This is a genomic window from Bariatricus sp. SGI.019, from assembly GCF_050315235.1.
Lineage (GTDB): Bacteria > Bacillota > Clostridia > Lachnospirales > Lachnospiraceae > JAFBIX01.
The window spans coordinates 71,570-89,037 of record NZ_JBNPOQ010000003.1 but is presented as its reverse complement, the minus strand read 5'-3'; the positions used below and the strand labels follow the sequence as shown (position 1 = coordinate 89,037).

Here is a 17,468-nt window from a genome sequence, read left to right as displayed (position 1 = left end):
TGTAATCTTCATTCTATTATCCTTCTACGATCAGATATCTTCCACCCGGAATAGAAAATACCTCCGACGCTTCTTCCAGCTCTCCTTCCGACATTCCATCCACATCCATGCCTTCTTCTTCAAGAAATTCTCTGACTTCTTCAATACTATCGACTACAACCGCCATACAGTCTTCCAGAAACGCTTCCGCTTCTTCCAGCGTCTCCGCAACCGGCTCATCAAATAACTGTGCCTGATTCTTAAGAAATGTCTTCAGGCAATCTTCATCGTACTCATACATTTTCACAAAATCCTCCCTTATTCCGTTTTTTCTTTAAACGAACTGCAATAATTCTTCCGGGCTGCCAATAATAGTATCGGCTCCTGCAGTTTCTAACACTTCCTTCGACCGGAACCCCCACGCCACGCTGATAGTACGCAGTCCCGCATTCTTTCCCGTTCGGATATCTACTTCAGAATCTCCCACATAGAGGCATTCCTCCTGTGACACGCCCATCTGCTCAATCAGATAATTAACACCTGCCGGATCCGGCTTTCTCGCGATCTCTTCCTTCTGCCCTTGTGCAAAATCAAACATCTCCTCGCCAAAAACCTCACGAACCACCTTCACCGTCTGCTGATGCGGCTTATTCGACAAAACCGCCAGCTTAATCCCCTTATCCTTCATACTCTTCAGCATCTGGACGATTCCTTCATATGGTGTTACATGATATGTACAATTCTCATCAAATATACGTCCGTATATCTCCATAGCTTCTTCAATTCTTTTTACATTCTCTTCTCCCGTTGCCCGAAGCGAGCGTTCCATCAGACATCTTGCTCCATCACCTACAAACCGGCGACATTCATCCGTCGTAATCTCCGGAAGATCCATTTCCCTTAAAGTTGCTTTTACAGAATATGCCAGAGATTCCAATGAATCTGTCAATGTTCCGTCTAAATCAAATATACAAGCCTTCATAATACAAATCCCTCCATGCACTAATCATAGTATGTGAGGGGTAAAAATGCAAGTGGGGACGTAGACTTTTGAAAAAAGTCTACGTCCCCACTTGCAAAATGTGGTGTACCTAATCGACAAACAGGGTGTACCTAAGTGAGGTACTGTCTCATAATCCTCAATGCATTTTTTTCCAGACGGCTGACTTGTGCCTGCGAGATTTGTATCTCTTCTGCTACTTCCATCTGTGTTTTTCCTTCAAAAAAACGCAGTTTTATAATGTACCGTTCCCGTTCTCCTAAGTGTTCCATGGCGGCTTCCAGGGACAGATCTTCGACCCATTTATCTTCTTTGTTCTTGGTGTCACTAATCTGATCCATGACATATAGCGCATCTCCTCCATCGTTGTATACTGGTTCCTGAAGGCTCATTGGCACTTGTATGGCGTCCAACGCAAAAACTATGTCTTCTTTAGAGATTCCAATCTCTTCCGCAATCTCCTGGACAGTTGGCTCTTTGAGATTGCGTTTGACATAATTTTCTTTCGCATAAATAGCTTTGTACGCAGTATCACGAAGCGAGCGGCTGACGCGGATAGAATTATTATCTCTCATATATCTGCGAATTTCCCCAATAATCATTGGCACAGCATAGGTGGAGAATTTGACGTCTAATTCTGTATTAAAATTATTGATTGCTTTAATCAGACCTATGCAGCCAATCTGAAACAAGTCATCTGGATTCTCATTACTTCCTCCAAAACGTTTGATTACACTCAATACCAGTCTTAAATTTCCTTTGATATATTCTTCTTTTGCCTCTGCATCCCCTACTTTGATGCGCGCAATTAAAGCTTCCTTCTCCTCTTCATTCAGGATTGGAAGCTTTGCCGTATTCACACCGCATATTTCAACTTTTCCCTGTGCCATAATTGAGCCCTCCTACTAGATGAATAAAGTAATTTTTCTCTAGTAAAATGATTCTCATTATGCACTTTCGTTATTCTCCATCATAGGAAAATAAAAAAAGTTTTACTCCTTGACAAATATGTATCTCATAATATATCCCATTATAACAGGGGCGCATATCATCTATGCGCCCCTGTTCCCGCTTATCATCCACTCACTATAGCAGCTTATTCTTCTCGATCCCATTTATCTGCCAGATTCATAATCTGACTCTCAAATTTTGCCAGATCTTTATTCGCAAGACCTTCATTCTTATATACAACTTCAAGCAGTCTCTTCGCAGCAGCAACAACACGATTGAAAGCAGAAGCAGCCTTTACCCTGGCCGGCTTCTCCACAGCCTTCTTCGGAACCTTCACTCCTTCTGTAAGGATCTCGTTGGCTGCCAGATCTACCGCACCGCCAGAATACGGAGCAAATGCCGGACATCCAATGGTCTCCTCCACCAGACTTGCGAAATGATCCGTAACCGTATCCTCACCATGCACAACAATGACACGCTGTGGCTTCTTCTCAAATCCTTTCAGCCAGTCCAGAAGGCCATTCATATCTGCATGACCACTGATTCCCTTCAAAGATTCAATGCGGGCATTCACCGTAATATTCTCTCCGAACAGCTTGACACATTCCGCTCCCTCAATCAATTTTCTGCCCAAAGTTCCAATCGCCTGATATCCCACAAAACATATCGTACATTCAGATCGCCACAGATTATGCTTCAAATGATGCCTGATTCTTCCAGCCTCACACATACCAGATGCCGATAAGATAACTTTTGGCTTGTCATCAAAATTGATCATCTTCGATTCTTCACTGGTAATCGTTGTCTTAAGCCCTGGGAAAACCAATGGATTAATCCCTTGTTCTACCAATGCCATAGCATCCTCATCAAAGCATGACTTTACATTTTTATTAAATACGTTAGTCGCTTCAATTGCCAATGGACTATCCACATACACTTCAAAGCCAGGATATTCCGGAAGGAGATTCTTTTCTTTAATCTCACGGATAAAGTATAATATCTCTTGCGTCCGCCCCACTGCAAAGGACGGAATCACCACATTACCGCCTTTTGCAAATGTTTCTCGAAGAATCCTGGTAAATTCTCCCACATAATCCGGGATCTCATCCCCATGTGTACGATCCCCATAAGTTGATTCAATGACCACATAATCAGCCTCTGCAACTTTTTGTGGATCTTTGATAATAGGTTGATTTCGATTTCCCACATCGCCGGAAAAAACAATTTTCTTAGAAATATCCCCTTCTGTAATCCACACTTCGATACTTGCAGACCCCAGCAAATGGCCTACGTCACAAAAGCGGACTTCAATCCCTTCACACAAAGTAATCTTCTGGTCATAATCACAAGGTGATAACAACTGAATTGCAGCATCTGCATCTGCCATGGTATACAACGGTTCATACACTTCCGCGCCGCTCCTCTTGGCCTTACGGTTTCGCCATTCAGCTTCAAACTCCTGAATATGTGCACTGTCACGAAGCATAATATTACATAAATCTGCCGTAGCAAACGTTGTTACGATCTCTCCTTTAAATCCTTCTTTACACAAGAGCGGAATTTTACCAGAATGATCAATATGTGCATGAGTCAGAAGTATATAATCGATCTCTCCCGCTGTGACAGGAAGTTCCTGATTCTCATAGAGATCTGGCCCTTGTTCCATACCACAGTCAATCAGAATATTCTTTCCACACGCCTCTAGCAAATGACAACTACCGGTTACTTCATGGGCTGCTCCGATAAAGCTAAGTCTCATAAAACCAACCCCTTTTTGTTTTCATTATACACCTTTTCTGTAAGAGTTGCTATGAATACTTTACCATTTCGCGTCTTAATCTCTGCATGATCTTTTTCTCTAATCTTGATATATATGACTGAGAGATACCGAGCATATCCGCCACTTCTTTCTGCGTTCTCTCTTCGCCATCCGGCGTCCCCAGGCCAAAACGCATCTGAATGATCGTACGTTCTCTTCCTGACAGTCGGTTAATTGCCCGGATTAGAAGTTTTCTCTCCACTTCATTCTCCAGGTCCTTATATATTGTATCCTCTTCCGTTCCCAGAATATCGGACAACAATAATTCATTACCATCCCAGTCTACATTCAAAGGCTCATCAATTGAGACTTCCATCTTCGTCTTATTATTCCTTCTAAGATACATCAGAATCTCATTTTCGATACATCGAGAGGCATATGTCGCAAGCTTAATATTCTTATCCGGATTAAACGTATTAATTGCTTTTATTAATCCAATTGTACCAATAGAAATTAAATCCTCTACACCCACTCCTGTATTATCAAATTTTTTTGCAATATACACTACCAGCCTCAAATTGTGTTCAATCAGAACCTTTCTCGCCTGTTCATCATCTTCAGATCCCAGATCATTGATTGCAGCCATCTCCTCATTACTGTCCAAGGGAGCCGGCAGAATGTCCGATCCTCCAATATAATGAATATCTTTTTTATCCGGGAAAAAGAATGTACGAAAGTCCGGAACTACCTTCAGCTTAAATTGATGCGGCACTGCCACTTTTATCACCATAATCGATTCCTCCTATTAATATATCAGGATTCAGAATCATCTGATAATCATCCGCTGTCAGATCTTCTTCGGAAACTGCGACCAGCGGTTCTGCAATCCAGAATCTTCTTTCTTGGCAGACATACATCCCATCCAGACGGATCAGCGGCATAACTCCTTCGGAACGTCCAATCGAATGATACGGAATATAGCGAAGTTTTGTCAGATTTTCTTTCCCATACAAAACACGGATTACTTTCTGGTCAACAATACTGACCGGACCTCCTGTAATCTCATCTCTTAGACAATTCCCGGTATCTATCAGCGCCTCTACCTGACATTGTCTTTTGCCATTACAGAGAATTACTTTTACGCGACTTTGCTTTCTCCGTGCCAGATAGCTGATCAGGCTCCAGATTCCTGACACTACATAATAACTAACAATAGCCAGAACAAAGAAAAGGCTTCCTATTCGTACATATTGTCGAACGCACAGTAACACTCCTCCGATCAGGAAACCGCTAACATAGATCAGAATCCAAGTTCTTATCAATTCACGCCACTGCCTGATTCCAAATCCTGTTTTTATCATTGCAACACTTACCAAACCATGGAACAGTATGAATTTCATGAATGTATTGTTCAATGGAACCACTACGATCAGACACGTAAGAAATGCACCTGCCACAGCCGCCAGACAGACACGCCAGGCAGGGACAGAACATCTTATCATCTTACGAGTAATCATCAGTACAAGATAATCCATCATAAAATTCACCATAAAGAATACATCTATGTATAATTCATAGTACACGCTCCACCTTCTTTCATTTTCATCACCGGTTTGGTACATCAGCAAAATTTATTATACGAGTCATCTCGAAAAGATTTTGTCAGATGATGGAGTGGATTTTGATTTTCGTTCGACAGTTCCTGTGAACCACAAGATATAGATTCAGAAAAGTCATTTTGGGGAATTCTATTTGTAGAAATACTATATTTGGTATACTTTTTTGGCACAAAAGAAAGAATTTTGAAAAGAAAAAGAGGATTTTTTGGCGTTTATTGTCATTTCTTCCCGAATATTTTTCCTGGTGGAAATGATACTTTCCACAACCGTAAAACTTCTGCATCAGCTGATTCTTCAAGCTATACAGCAATAAAAAAAGAATGTGCCAAAGCACATTCTTTTTTTATAATCTAATGAATTACTTCTTAATAATAAATTACTTCTTAAAGAAATCTGGTATCTTAATAGACTGTTCTTTCACTTTGCTGGTTGGTGTTCTTGGTGTATCCAAAGTAGGAGTTGTACCTCCTACTGGTCTTCTCGGAGCAGACGTTGTTCCACCGCCCTGTGTAGGAGCTGCACCAAAATCTAATCTTGGAGAAGCCTGAGAGCTGCGTGGCGCAGTCTGACCAGCTCTTTCATATACCTGTGATGCTGCTGCATTATGTGGCATTGAAGAAACTCTCTGGTTTTCAAGTCTTGATTTTAATTTCGAAGCACTTCCGCCTACATTATGAAGGCCTGTTGCAATTACTGTAATCGTTGCTTCATCAGCTCTGGAATCATCATACATTGCACCAAAGATAATATTCGCATCTTCTCCTGCAAGTTCTTGTACATACTCAGCCGCATCAGATGCATCCATAAGTGTGATATCACCAGATACATTAATAATAACATGAGATGCGCCTGCAATCGTTGTCTCAAGCAACGGACTGGCAACTGCCTGCTTAACAGCTTCCAGTGCCTTGTCATCACCACGTCCCTGTCCAATACCGATATGTGCAATACCTTTATCCGTCATAACAGTCTGAACATCCGCAAAGTCAAGGTTGATCAGTGAAGGTACATTGATCAGGTCTGTAATACCCTGAATACCTTGCTGCAATACTTCATCTGCTTTCTTTAAAGCTTCTGGCATAGTCGTACGTCTGTCCACAACCTCCAGCAATTTATCATTCGGGATAACAATCAATGTATCGACGCTTTCTTTTAACTTTTCAATTCCAGCAAGAGCATTATTCATACGTGTCTTAGACTCGAAACGGAAAGGCTTCGTTACAACACCTACAGTCAGAGCACCCTGCTCTTTTGCAATCCGTGCAACTACTGGTGTAGCACCTGTCCCGGTACCACCGCCCATACCGCAAGTTACAAATACCATATCTGCTCCCTTTAATGCTGCAGATATCTCTTCTGCACTTTCTTCTGCTGCTTTCTCTCCGATTTCAGGTCTTGCACCTGCACCAAGTCCCTTGGTGATCTTGTCCCCGATCTGCATTAATGTTGGGGCTTTACATAATTGAAGCGCCTGCTTATCTGTATTAATAGCAATAAATTCGACACCGGCAATCTGCTCGTCAATCATACGGTTTACAGCATTATTACCGCCACCGCCGACTCCAACAACAATTATTTTTGCCGCTGCTTCTGATTCATTCGTTTTAATTTCTAGCAAGGGTTTCTCCTCCTTTGTTATCCTTATTATATATTATACATCCCATACATAAAGCAAATGAAATGAGTTCAGTTTGCCATATATACTATATAATAAAGACTTTCGTACAAAATATCAATAGAATTTGGCTATTTTTCTTAATTTTCTTCCTGAATTTCTTCCTTGTCAAAGGTTATTATTGTATTATTCTCAGAATAATTTTCCAGATGAAGCGTTCCCGGCTGATCACCCAGTTTTTCTATAATTGGTTCAATCTGGGCAATCTGCTCAGAAGATACATTTTCCCCCAGATTAACACATATATTTCCTATATATAGATAGATTGCATCATCCTTACACACAATCCTGTCTGTAGTCAGATTGTATTTTGTCACTTCCTGCGAAGTCTCCAATATTTCTTCAAAAATGCCAACATCATCACTTTTCAACTTATGATATAGCTTGATGTCTTTCACTTCAATTCCTTCAATACACGGTAGTCCTTCTATCAGAGAAGGTAACTCGGCCACTACCAGCCCTTCTTTATCAAAATAATCATAATGATCACCGTTTTGAACATATCCTACGATTGTCTTTTCCTTTACCGTCACCTTTAACGCCCAGGGAGATTTCAAACTCACTTTCATGCTTTCAAAACATGGTAGTTCTTTTCCATATCCCAAAGCATATTTTCCGACAATATACAGTGTATTAACAGAATATTTATCATTTTGCACTGTATCCACAATCTCCTGGTCAGAACAATATTCATTCCCACTGACTTCTATCTCTTGTACATAGAAAAGAATTAATATACCCAACGCGATAATTGCAACACCTAAAACCAACACAATAAATGCATATAGTCGGTGCGTCTTCTTTTTTTTCTTTTTTGTCTCTCCCATTATTATGCTCCCTTTTGTCTGCTTACTCTTGTGTTTTATTTTACCAAAGATGATACACTTAGTACAAGTCCCATTTCAAAAAGTAAAAAAACCACGGACGTTCCTCCATAACTTATAAATGGAAGTGTAATTCCAGTATTCGGAATCGTGTTGGTCACCACTGCAATATTCAATATCACCTGGATCATCATATGCCCCATTGCACCCGTAGCAATCAATGCTCCAAACAAATCCTGAGCATGAGTGGCAATCACAAAAAAGCGCCAGATCAGAATCAAAAACAGAATTAGTATGAATCCAGCCCCAAACAGCCCAAGTTCTTCGCAGATGATTGAGAAGATCATATCATTCTGTGCTTCAGGCACAAACCCAAGCTTCTGAATGCTATGCCCCAGACCTTTTCCAAAGAGTCCTCCTGACCCAATTGCATACAGTCCCTGGAGAGTCTGATATCCTTTTTCATAAGCTTCTGGATTTCTCCAAATTGCCAGTCTCTCTAGTCGATAACTTTCCAATCCCAGAAAAATAGTCATAAATCCTACTCCAAGAACACCCATGACAACAAACTGTCCATACTTCGGACTCGCCACAAACACTAGAATCACCGCTATTCCCAGAATAATGATTGCTGTACTCAAATTGCTGGCACCCACCAGTGCCACAATTGGCAGAATCATCACGATAATCTTAATCATCGTTCGCATCTTTCCCATATTTTGAACATTTTTTGTCACCATATATGCGAGGAATAGGATCACTGCTACTTTTGCAAATTCTGACGGCTGAAAAGAAAACGGGCCCAAAGACAGCCATCTTTTGGACCCATTATATTCATCGCCTATAAACAAAACTGCTATTGACAATAAGATTGCCGTAAAATATCCAAGAACTGCCAGATGCTTCCATATATGATAATCCATATTCGAAGCCACAAACATTCCGGCAATTCCAAGCAGTGTTGCAAAAGCCTGCTTTTTCAGATAGTAAAACGAATCATGGAACTTTACTTCTCCATTATATGCACTCGTACTATAGAGGATCACAAGCCCCATAATAACGAGCAGAAATAACGCAGCAAGAAGTGTATAATCATACTTTTTCCTGTTCAATAGTGTCAATCTATGCCACTCCTTATAAGGAATTTACAATCTCTTTAAACTTCTCTCCACGTACTTCATAACTAGAGAACATATCCCAGCTTGCACATGCCGGAGATAACAGAACTGCTTCTCCCGGCTCTGCCAACTTTGCCGCAGTAAGAACGGCTTCTTCAAATGTATCGGCAAACATATAATCTGTAAATCCACAGCACTTGGCATCTTTTGCAATTTTTTCCTTCGTGGCTCCCAGAAGGACCAGTTTCTTCACTTTTCCATCAAAGCTCTGAATCCATTCCTTATATTCGGAACCTTTGTCATATCCTCCACCGATCAGGACCGTCGGTCGATTCATAGCCTGAATTCCTTTGATTGCAGCGTCCGGATTCGTTCCTTTTGAATCATTATAGAACACGACGCCATTTTTTTCCGTCACATATTCAATACGATGCTCTACTCCGCCAAATGCCTTGACACTCTCACGGATGACATTCATCGGTACTCCATAGACAGCTGCCATCGCAGCTGCAGCCATTACATTTTCATGATTATGTGTTCCAAGGATCTGCAATTCATCCACATGGCAGATTGTTTCTTCTACACCATGATAATGGAATATAATGTTGCCATCCTCAAGATAAATTCCTTCTTCTAGTTTACGCTGACTACTGAAATATAGAACCTGTGTCTTCAGATTTTTTCCAAATTCTCTGGTGAGATCATCTTCATAATTCAAAATGCAATAATCTTCTTCCGTCTGATTTCTGGCTATATTTTTCTTCGCATTCACATACGCTTCCATCGTATGATGACGATTCAGATGATCTGGTGTAAAATTCAGAATCGCACTGACTCTCGGGCGAAAATCTACAATACTTTCCAACATAAAACTACTCATCTCAGCGACTGTAATCGTATGTTCCGTCATCTGATCTGCCGCAATCGTATACGGATTTCCAATATTTCCCACTACATACACGTCGTCCTGATAATTTTTCATAATTTCTCCCAACAGAGACGTTGTTGTTGTCTTACCATTTGTTCCGGTAATCGCCAGCACATCTCCCTTTCCCATCTGATATGCCAGTTCAATCTCTCCTATAACCAGAATATTCTTCTCCCTCATCTTCTCTACCACCGGAAGATCTGTCGGAACTCCAGGACTCAAAATAACAAGATCTAATTCTTCTAATAATTCTTCTGGAAAAGCTCCGATTATGATTCTTGCTTTACTGTCCACGCCTAATTTTGCACGAATCTGTGCCTCTTCTAATTTTTCATTTCCATCATAGAGAACCACATCTGCCTGATGCTTTTCTAATAATTTTACTGCCCCAATTCCACTGATTCCCGAACCAAATACGAGTACTCTTTTCTCTGCAACTTCCATATTCAACCTTTGTTTCCTCCTACATAGCCATCAATGCCACCAGACAAAGAATCGCTGTAACAATTGAAAACACTGCCACAACTCTTGTCTCTGACCATCCACACAATTCGAAATGATGATGTATTGGCGCCATCTTAAAGATACGTTTTCCGCCAGTTTTCTTAAAATATGTTACCTGAATCATAACAGACAATACTTCTACCAGATAGATCAATCCGACAATAATAATGAAAATCGGCATCTGAAGCATATATGCTGTTGATGCAACAAATCCTCCTAATGCCAGGGAGCCTGTATCTCCCATGAATACACTTGCCGGATATACATTGAACAACAAGAATCCCAAAAGTGCTCCTACCACTGCACAGGTGATTGGTTCAATACCACTTTTTGTTCCAATTGCAACTACAGTGAAGAATGTCGCAACAAGCACAGTCACACTGGAAGCCAGACCATCCAGACCATCTGTAAAGTTCACACCATTCACCGTTCCGATTACTACAATGAACATCAGTGGAATCGCCAGCCAGCCGATATCCCAGTACTTTCCTCCAGAAAACGGAATCATCATCGCAAGCGAAACATCTGTGAATCTGACCATATAGAATGCAAACACTGCTGTCACAACAATCTGAAGTGCCATTTTCTGCTTTGGGAACAAACCATCAGAACGCTTCATTACAACCTTAAGATAATCATCCAGAAATCCAATCAGACCAAAACCAAGTGTCACAAATAGAATTGGTATGATCTTCGGATAATCTTTAATATAAAATACAGATGTAATTACTACACTTAAAAGAATGATCACACCGCCCATTGTCGGAGTGCCAGCCTTCTTCAGATGTGACTGTACACCATCTGTTCTTTCCGTCTGCCCCATCTTCAGCCTTCTTAATACCGGGATAATCAACGGCCCCATAATCACACTCAGTGCAAACGATATTAATACTGGAATAAACACTTTATAATCCATATATCCACCTCTTTATTTCTTTTGTTAATTCACTTTTCAACCTAACCTAGTATACTTCATTTCTTATTCTTTTTCAATGCCAAGATAGGGTAATATATTTTCAAATATTTCTCTGATCACCGGTGCAGCAATCGTTCCTCCATAATATACGCCCTGAGGATTATAAATGATACACATCCCCAAAACCTGTGGATGATCCGCCGGCGCAAATCCAATAAAAGAAGAGATGTATTTATTCGCACTTCTGGGAAGCGTCTGAGAAGTAGCCGTCTTTCCTCCAATCTCATATCCTTCAATATATGCGTTCTTTCCAGAGCCTTCTGATACTACGCTTTCCAACAGCATCCGCATAGTCGCCGAAGTTTCTTCCGACACAATGTCTTTTTTCTCTTCGTATTGAAATTCTTCCACTTCATTGCCATCTGAATCAAGAACCCTGACACCAAAATGCGGCGTAATCCTTCTTCCTCCATTTACCAGAGAACTGACTGTTGTTGCCATCTGAATCGGAGTCACTTGAAACGACTGTCCAAAACTCATAGTTGCCAATTCTACCAAACCAATATTCTCTTTCTTATGCATAATCGTTCCCGCCTCTCCCGGAAGATCTACTCCCGTAAGGTTCAACAGACCAAATTGTTGAAAATATTTGTAAAAGTTATCCACTCCTAATCGAAGTCCGATATCGATAAACACCGGATTACAGGAATTCTGAATCCCCTGTACAAATGTCTCTGCCCCATGACCACCCACTTTATGGCATCGAATCTTTCGATCTTCCACAATTCGATATCCTGGACAGCTGAAGGAATCATCCAGATGGACAACTCCCTCCTCAAGACAAGCAGAAGCCGTGATGATTTTAAAAGTGGAACCAGGTTCATAGGTATCATTGATACATCCATTTCGCCACATCTGGTTCAAAGCACCCTGCTTTTCTTCATCTGACATATTACTGCTCTCTTCCCCTGTATTCAACGTAAATGGATCATTCAGATCAAATTCCGGGACATTTACCATTGCCAGTATCTCTCCATTCTGTGGATTCATCAACAAGATTGCGACTTTATCGGCCTGCTTTTCTTCCATGACCTTCTCCGCCATCTGCTGCGCATAAGTCTGTATATTATAATCCAAGCTAATCTGTAAGGTATTTCCAGCAACCGGCTCCAGACGATCTTCAGCGACTCCTTCAAGCTCTACCCCTCTGGCATCTGTAGTCGTTAATATCATTCCATTGATTCCTTTCAGATACTCTTCGTACTTGACTTCCAGACCAATAATCCCCTGGTTATCACCTCCAGTAAAGCCCAGTACTTTTGACGCTAACTCATTGTATGGATAATATCTTTTAAAATCTTCGTCCACTTTTACTCCATCTAATTCCATATCCCGAATCTTATCTCCAGTCTCTTTGTCAACATTTGTTTTTATTCTTTCCATAGAAGAGACTTTTTCCACTTTCTTTCGAACAATCTCCTCTTCCATCTCCAAAGTCTGAGCTAATGCCTGAATCACCCGTTCGGAATCCGTAATCTGGCTGTGAATGACTGATATAGTACAGACAGTTTTGTTCGTAGCAAGGACTGTTCCATTGGCGTCTATGATTTCACCTCGTGCAGCCTTAATTTCACGTTCCCTTTCATGCAGCGCTTCCGCTTTTTTCTGATAATATTCGGCATCAAATACCATCAGATACACAAGTCGTCCAACCAGTGCCAGAATCACCGTCACTGCACACAAGAATACAACAAGAATTTTCTTCTTATTATATGTTTTATTTTTCATAAAACAAAAAACCTCGCAAAAGCATTTTTTATAACTTATTATAGCTTTTGCAAGGTTATTCTGTAATTATTGTAAATTCATATCTTACTCACTGACTTGTTCTGTTTTTTTAACACCAAGATAAGGGAAGATTTCTTCCATAATCGAAGATGCCAGTTCAGTCGCATAAGAACTGGATGCCTGCTGCGCAACATTCGGTTCGTCAATAACCACATACACTACCACTTGCGGATTCTCCTGCGGAGCATATCCAATGAATGATACCAGATATTTACCATTGCCACGAGGAATCTTCTCTGCAGTTCCTGTTTTACCGCCAACATCATACCCTTCTACTGCTGCCGATGAACCAGTACCTTCCTGTACGACTCCAAGTAAATAATCCTTGATAATATCACTGGTTTCATTAGAAACTGTCTTTTTCAGCAATACTGGATCTTTATTTTCTGTAATATTTCCATTTTCATCCTGAATCTGCTTCACTACATGTGGTTTATAATAATCTCCGCCATTAATCAGCGAACAGAAAGAAGCCGCAAGTTGCGTCATTGTTACGTTGAAGTTTTGTCCAAACGAATTGGTTGCCAGGCTGGCAGGATCCATATCTTCTGCAGAATATAAAAGTCCGACAGCCTCTCCCGGAAGATCTATTCCTGTATACTCTCCAAAGCCAAATAATTTCTGATATCTACAGAATTCTTCTGTACCAAGGCTTGCGCCAATCTGCATCAACGCAACATTGCAAGAATTTTCCAGAGATTGCTTCAATGTCTGCGGCCCATGTCCATCACGATTACTACAATGAATATCATGATCTCCCACATGCATGACGCCTCCGCAAGTATAATTCTCATTTCCCGTCAAAACACCGGTCTCCAAGCCTGCAGCTATCGTAAATGGCTTAAAAGTAGAACCCGGTTCATACACATCACTGACGCAGAAATTATTCCATCTTTCATTCAACAAATCTATCTTTATGTCATCTACCGTCTTTTCTACACCTTCAGCTTCTGATGCTTCCTCTGCCATTGCTTCCAATTCTTCATCCGAATAAGATTCAAGAAATTTTCTCGGATTGTTCAAATCATAATTCGGATAAGAAGCTTCTGCCAGAATCTCACCGTTTTGTGGATTCATTACAATTACCGCTGTATTCTTACTTCCTTCTCCAACAGATGCCTCATTTTTATGGGCTTCATTAAAGGCGAGTATATGTTTTTCCACAATACTCTGCACCTGCAGATCTATTGTTGATACAATTGTACTTCCATTTTCTGGCTCTTTCACCGTTCTTTCATAAGAAGAACTGTCATCCAGATATCCATATTCCCTGCCATCCGTTCCATTCAAGATAGAGTTATAAGATGCTTCGATTCCATTGCTTCCCACATTTCCATTTACGGTAAATCCAATCACATCACTTGCTAATGTATTATAAGGATATTTTCTTACATAATCATCTTCCAGCCAGATTCCTTTTACATCCGAGTACTTTTCATCATCTTCATCAATCTCTTCAAATGCCTGCGCTGTCTCATAATCAATCCCCTTTTTTAGTATATTATATCTGCTGGACGGACTATCCTTTATCAATGTCCGTACTACTTCTTCTTCAATTCCAAAACAATCTTCTAACACTTTGATTGTTGGCTCAATGCAATCCTCATCTTCCGTCAAAACTTTTACATCCAAAATGACATTATATACCCTCTCACTGGTCGCAAGCTTCGTTCCATTACGATCCACGATATCTCCTCGTTTAAATGGAATCGTACGACTGTCATACTGTTGCTGATTCAATACAATCTTTGTATATTTGGCTCCATTGGATGCATTAATATATGTAATTCTTCCTACTAAGAAAACAAAAGCTAGTACGATTGCCACAAAAATCATCACTAGCTTTTTCTGCATAAATTTTGAAAATTTTCTTCGAAAAATACTTTTTTTCTGTCTTGCCATAACTCACCTATCTCGAATCTTTGTCTGACTGAGCAAGCACTCCGTCTTCCGGAATATCTTCATACTGTTTTACATAATCCGTAGCCGGATTATCATATTCCACAATCTGTTCCGGCGAAGCATACACCATTCCTAACTCATTCTGAGCCTTATCTCGGATTTCCTCTAGGTTCACAGAGTCCATAACCGCATTATATTTGGTGTTATTCTCTTCCCTCAGTTCTGCCAGTTCTTCCTGCATTGCTGTAATATTTTTAGAGCGACTGGTAATGCGTGACTGTAATTGAACATAATTTACACACACAATTAATGCCATAACAGCAGCAACTGCCAGAAAAATCACATATGCTGAATTCATATGAAGAGCATGTCTTCTATTTTTACGGATCTGTCTGCTGCTTGTCCTTTTTTTTGGTCTCTCGGGTGACTTTTCATGACGTCTTGGTTCAGCTGCCGGTTTGGTCACTGTATTTCCATACACATACATCCCACTGTACTGTTGTCTGTTTCTTGAATAAGTCTGTCTTGCTGCCATGTATGTCACCCCTTTCTATCTATATTCTTTTAGCCATTTTACTTCCGTTCAAAGATTCTAAGCTTTGCGCTCTTAGAGCGGCTGTTATATTCTATCTCCTCTTCACTCGGCAAAATCGGCTTTCTAGTAACAATACTCCCCTTTGAGACTTTTCCGCATACACATACGGGAAAATCTGGTGGACAGGTACATGGATTCTCATTTTTCTTAAATGCGCTCTTGACAATCCTGTCCTCCAGTGAATGGAACGTTATAATACATAACCTTCCTCCTGGATTTAATAATTCAATCATATCATCCAATGAATCTCTAAGAACTTCTAACTCCCTGTTCAGTTCAATACGGATAGCCTGGAACGTCCTTTTTGCCGGATGCCCAGACTTCTTCTGATACTTCATTGGAATGGCCGCTTTGATAATCTCTGTCAGCTGGCCTGTTGTCTCGATGGGATTCTTACCGCGTTCTGCTACGATATGTTTTGCAATGTTCTTCGCAAACTTATCCTCCCCGTAATCTCTGATTACGCGGTAAAGATCCATCTCACTGTAGTCATTGACGATGTCTCTGGCCGTCATCTTCTGACGAGTATCCATCCGCATATCCAGAGGTGCATCTTCGCGATAGGAGAATCCTCGTTCTGCCGTATCTAACTGATAAGATGATACGCCCAGATCAAGTACGATCCCATCGACCTTGTCAATTCCCAATTCATGGAGCCGTGACTTCATATCACAATAGTTGCTCCGGACTATTGTAACTTTCTCCCCGAAGTCTTTTAAGCGGGCGCCCGCCGCCTCAATAGCTGCTGCATCCTGGTCTATTCCTACAATACTCCCCTTTGTACCAAGGCGTCTGCACACTTCATATGCATGTCCACCTCCACCAAGCGTGCCATCTACATAGATGCCATCCGGCTTGATGTTTAATCCATCAATTGTTTCATTTAACAGTACTGATTTGTGTTCGAATTCCATATCTTCTCCCTCTAGATACTGAATCCGCTAGCTTCCATATCAGATGCAATATCTTCAATGTTAAGTTCCACTTCAGCATTCTTTTCATCCCATCTTGCTTTGTCCCAAATCTCGGCACGCTTCCCCATACCGATAAATACTACTTCCTTATCTAAGTGAGCAAATTCTCTGAGAACAGAAGGGATAAGTGTTCTACCTTGCTTATCAAGGTCCCCGTCTGTCGCACTTCCCTGAAAGAAATATGCAAGCGCACGGGCTTTTTTATCTGTGGTGGTTGGTAAGGCGTTCAGTTTTGCTTCAAAAGTGGTCCATTCGTCTTCCGGGTAGACATAAAGGCAATTCTCCATTCCTTTTGTTATGACGAAATGCTCCCCTAGATCGTCACGGAACTTTGCCGGAATGATTAATCGGCCTTTTGCATCAATATTATGACTGTACTCCCCTTTCAACATTAGAACTCACCTTCTTCCAAGTGGTCTCCACATTCATACCACTTCGCTCCACTTTTCACCACTTTCTACCACTTGCATTCATTTTAAACCACTTTTATATTGATTTCAAGACCTTTTTACGATTTTGCACAAAAAGGTTACACTTTATACTCATAATGGCAATAAAAAAAGAAGCAGACCTTTCTGCTTCTTTTTTTATTGATTTATTGATTATTCAGCGGATGTTGCCTCGACTTCAGCCAGATTATTATATAAATTCGTCAAAGAAGAATAATCTATCTGTGCTTCTTCCTTTGGCTGCTTCGATTCATAAGTATTATATGCGGAAAATCCAATCCATCCTATCAGCACAATTCCCACAAGAGCTACTGCACATTTACGTAAGATGTTCTGAAACTTCTCTTTCTTCATGTTTTTCTTGCGGTTTGCTTTTTCTTTTTTATATCTGTCTACTTTTTCCTGGCTCATACTTTCTGACTCCTTT

17 protein-coding genes are annotated in these 17,468 nt (G+C 40.7%); all 17 read right to left on the bottom strand.

Features of this window, described 5'->3' with window-relative positions:
- Positions 1-16: 16 nt before the first annotated feature.
- The 17 genes from ACQRD1_RS02830 to ACQRD1_RS02750 all read right to left on the bottom strand — a co-directional run bounded on the left by ACQRD1_RS02830 (position 17) and on the right by ACQRD1_RS02750 (position 17,452).
- Positions 17-280: a glyoxalase gene (locus ACQRD1_RS02830; protein ID WP_427786913.1), complete on the bottom strand. Its 264-nt coding sequence runs from the start codon at positions 278-280 to the stop codon at positions 17-19.
- Between the two features lie 33 nt (positions 281-313).
- Positions 314-961 (bottom strand): HAD family hydrolase, encoded by a 648-nt coding sequence (locus ACQRD1_RS02825; RefSeq protein WP_427786891.1) that lies wholly within the window; start codon positions 959-961, stop codon positions 314-316.
- Positions 962-1,092: 131 nt separating this feature from the next.
- Positions 1,093-1,869 carry an RNA polymerase sporulation sigma factor SigG gene (gene sigG / locus ACQRD1_RS02820; protein ID WP_235232216.1) on the bottom strand — a complete coding sequence of 259 codons (777 nt, stop codon included), beginning with the start codon at positions 1,867-1,869 and terminating at the stop codon, positions 1,093-1,095.
- Between the two features lie 206 nt (positions 1,870-2,075).
- The gene (locus ACQRD1_RS02815; protein ID WP_235232215.1) at positions 2,076-3,689 is read right to left on the bottom strand and encodes an MBL fold metallo-hydrolase RNA specificity domain-containing protein; all 1,614 of its coding nucleotides are present in this window, start codon (positions 3,687-3,689) and stop codon (positions 2,076-2,078) included.
- Between the two features lie 49 nt (positions 3,690-3,738).
- Positions 3,739-4,479, bottom strand: a complete 741-nt coding sequence (gene sigE / locus ACQRD1_RS02810; protein WP_347376009.1) for an RNA polymerase sporulation sigma factor SigE — start codon at positions 4,477-4,479, stop codon at positions 3,739-3,741.
- Positions 4,445-5,272 (bottom strand): sigma-E processing peptidase SpoIIGA, encoded by an 828-nt coding sequence (locus ACQRD1_RS02805; protein WP_235232213.1) that lies wholly within the window; start codon positions 5,270-5,272, stop codon positions 4,445-4,447. The genes sigE and ACQRD1_RS02805 overlap by 35 nt, the downstream gene beginning before the upstream one ends.
- 412 nt (positions 5,273-5,684) lie before the next feature.
- Entirely contained in the window at positions 5,685-6,926 is a 1,242-nt protein-coding gene (gene ftsZ, locus ACQRD1_RS02800; RefSeq protein WP_235232212.1) for a cell division protein FtsZ, read from the bottom strand.
- Between the two features lie 137 nt (positions 6,927-7,063).
- On the bottom strand, positions 7,064-7,810 hold the full coding sequence (locus tag ACQRD1_RS02795) for a cell division protein FtsQ/DivIB (RefSeq protein WP_235232211.1): 747 nt from the start codon (positions 7,808-7,810) through the stop codon (positions 7,064-7,066).
- 35 nt (positions 7,811-7,845) lie between these two features.
- Complete coding sequence (locus tag ACQRD1_RS02790; RefSeq protein WP_331473062.1) at positions 7,846-8,928, bottom strand: FtsW/RodA/SpoVE family cell cycle protein; 1,083 nt, start codon at positions 8,926-8,928, stop codon at positions 7,846-7,848.
- 13 nt (positions 8,929-8,941) lie between these two features.
- A complete protein-coding gene (gene murD, locus ACQRD1_RS02785; RefSeq protein ID WP_235232225.1) occupies positions 8,942-10,297 on the bottom strand; it encodes a UDP-N-acetylmuramoyl-L-alanine--D-glutamate ligase in 1,356 nt (451 codons plus the stop codon).
- A 19-nt stretch (positions 10,298-10,316) separates the two neighbouring features.
- Positions 10,317-11,273 carry a phospho-N-acetylmuramoyl-pentapeptide-transferase gene (mraY, locus tag ACQRD1_RS02780; protein WP_235232210.1) on the bottom strand — a complete coding sequence of 319 codons (957 nt, stop codon included), beginning with the start codon at positions 11,271-11,273 and terminating at the stop codon, positions 10,317-10,319.
- Between the two features lie 63 nt (positions 11,274-11,336).
- Positions 11,337-13,061 (bottom strand): peptidoglycan D,D-transpeptidase FtsI family protein, encoded by a 1,725-nt coding sequence (locus tag ACQRD1_RS02775; protein ID WP_235232209.1) that lies wholly within the window; start codon positions 13,059-13,061, stop codon positions 11,337-11,339.
- 84 nt (positions 13,062-13,145) lie between these two features.
- Entirely contained in the window at positions 13,146-15,023 is a 1,878-nt protein-coding gene (locus ACQRD1_RS02770; protein WP_235232208.1) for a peptidoglycan D,D-transpeptidase FtsI family protein, read from the bottom strand.
- Between the two features lie 7 nt (positions 15,024-15,030).
- Positions 15,031-15,558: a hypothetical protein gene (locus tag ACQRD1_RS02765; protein WP_427786890.1), complete on the bottom strand. Its 528-nt coding sequence runs from the start codon at positions 15,556-15,558 to the stop codon at positions 15,031-15,033.
- A 38-nt stretch (positions 15,559-15,596) separates the two neighbouring features.
- Positions 15,597-16,532 (bottom strand): 16S rRNA (cytosine(1402)-N(4))-methyltransferase RsmH, encoded by a 936-nt coding sequence (gene rsmH, locus ACQRD1_RS02760; protein WP_235232206.1) that lies wholly within the window; start codon positions 16,530-16,532, stop codon positions 15,597-15,599.
- Between the two features lie 11 nt (positions 16,533-16,543).
- On the bottom strand, positions 16,544-16,984 hold the full coding sequence (gene mraZ, locus ACQRD1_RS02755; RefSeq protein WP_235232205.1) for a division/cell wall cluster transcriptional repressor MraZ: 441 nt from the start codon (positions 16,982-16,984) through the stop codon (positions 16,544-16,546).
- A 210-nt stretch (positions 16,985-17,194) separates the two neighbouring features.
- Positions 17,195-17,452 (bottom strand): hypothetical protein, encoded by a 258-nt coding sequence (locus ACQRD1_RS02750; protein ID WP_235232204.1) that lies wholly within the window; start codon positions 17,450-17,452, stop codon positions 17,195-17,197.
- Positions 17,453-17,468: the final 16 nt, after the last annotated feature.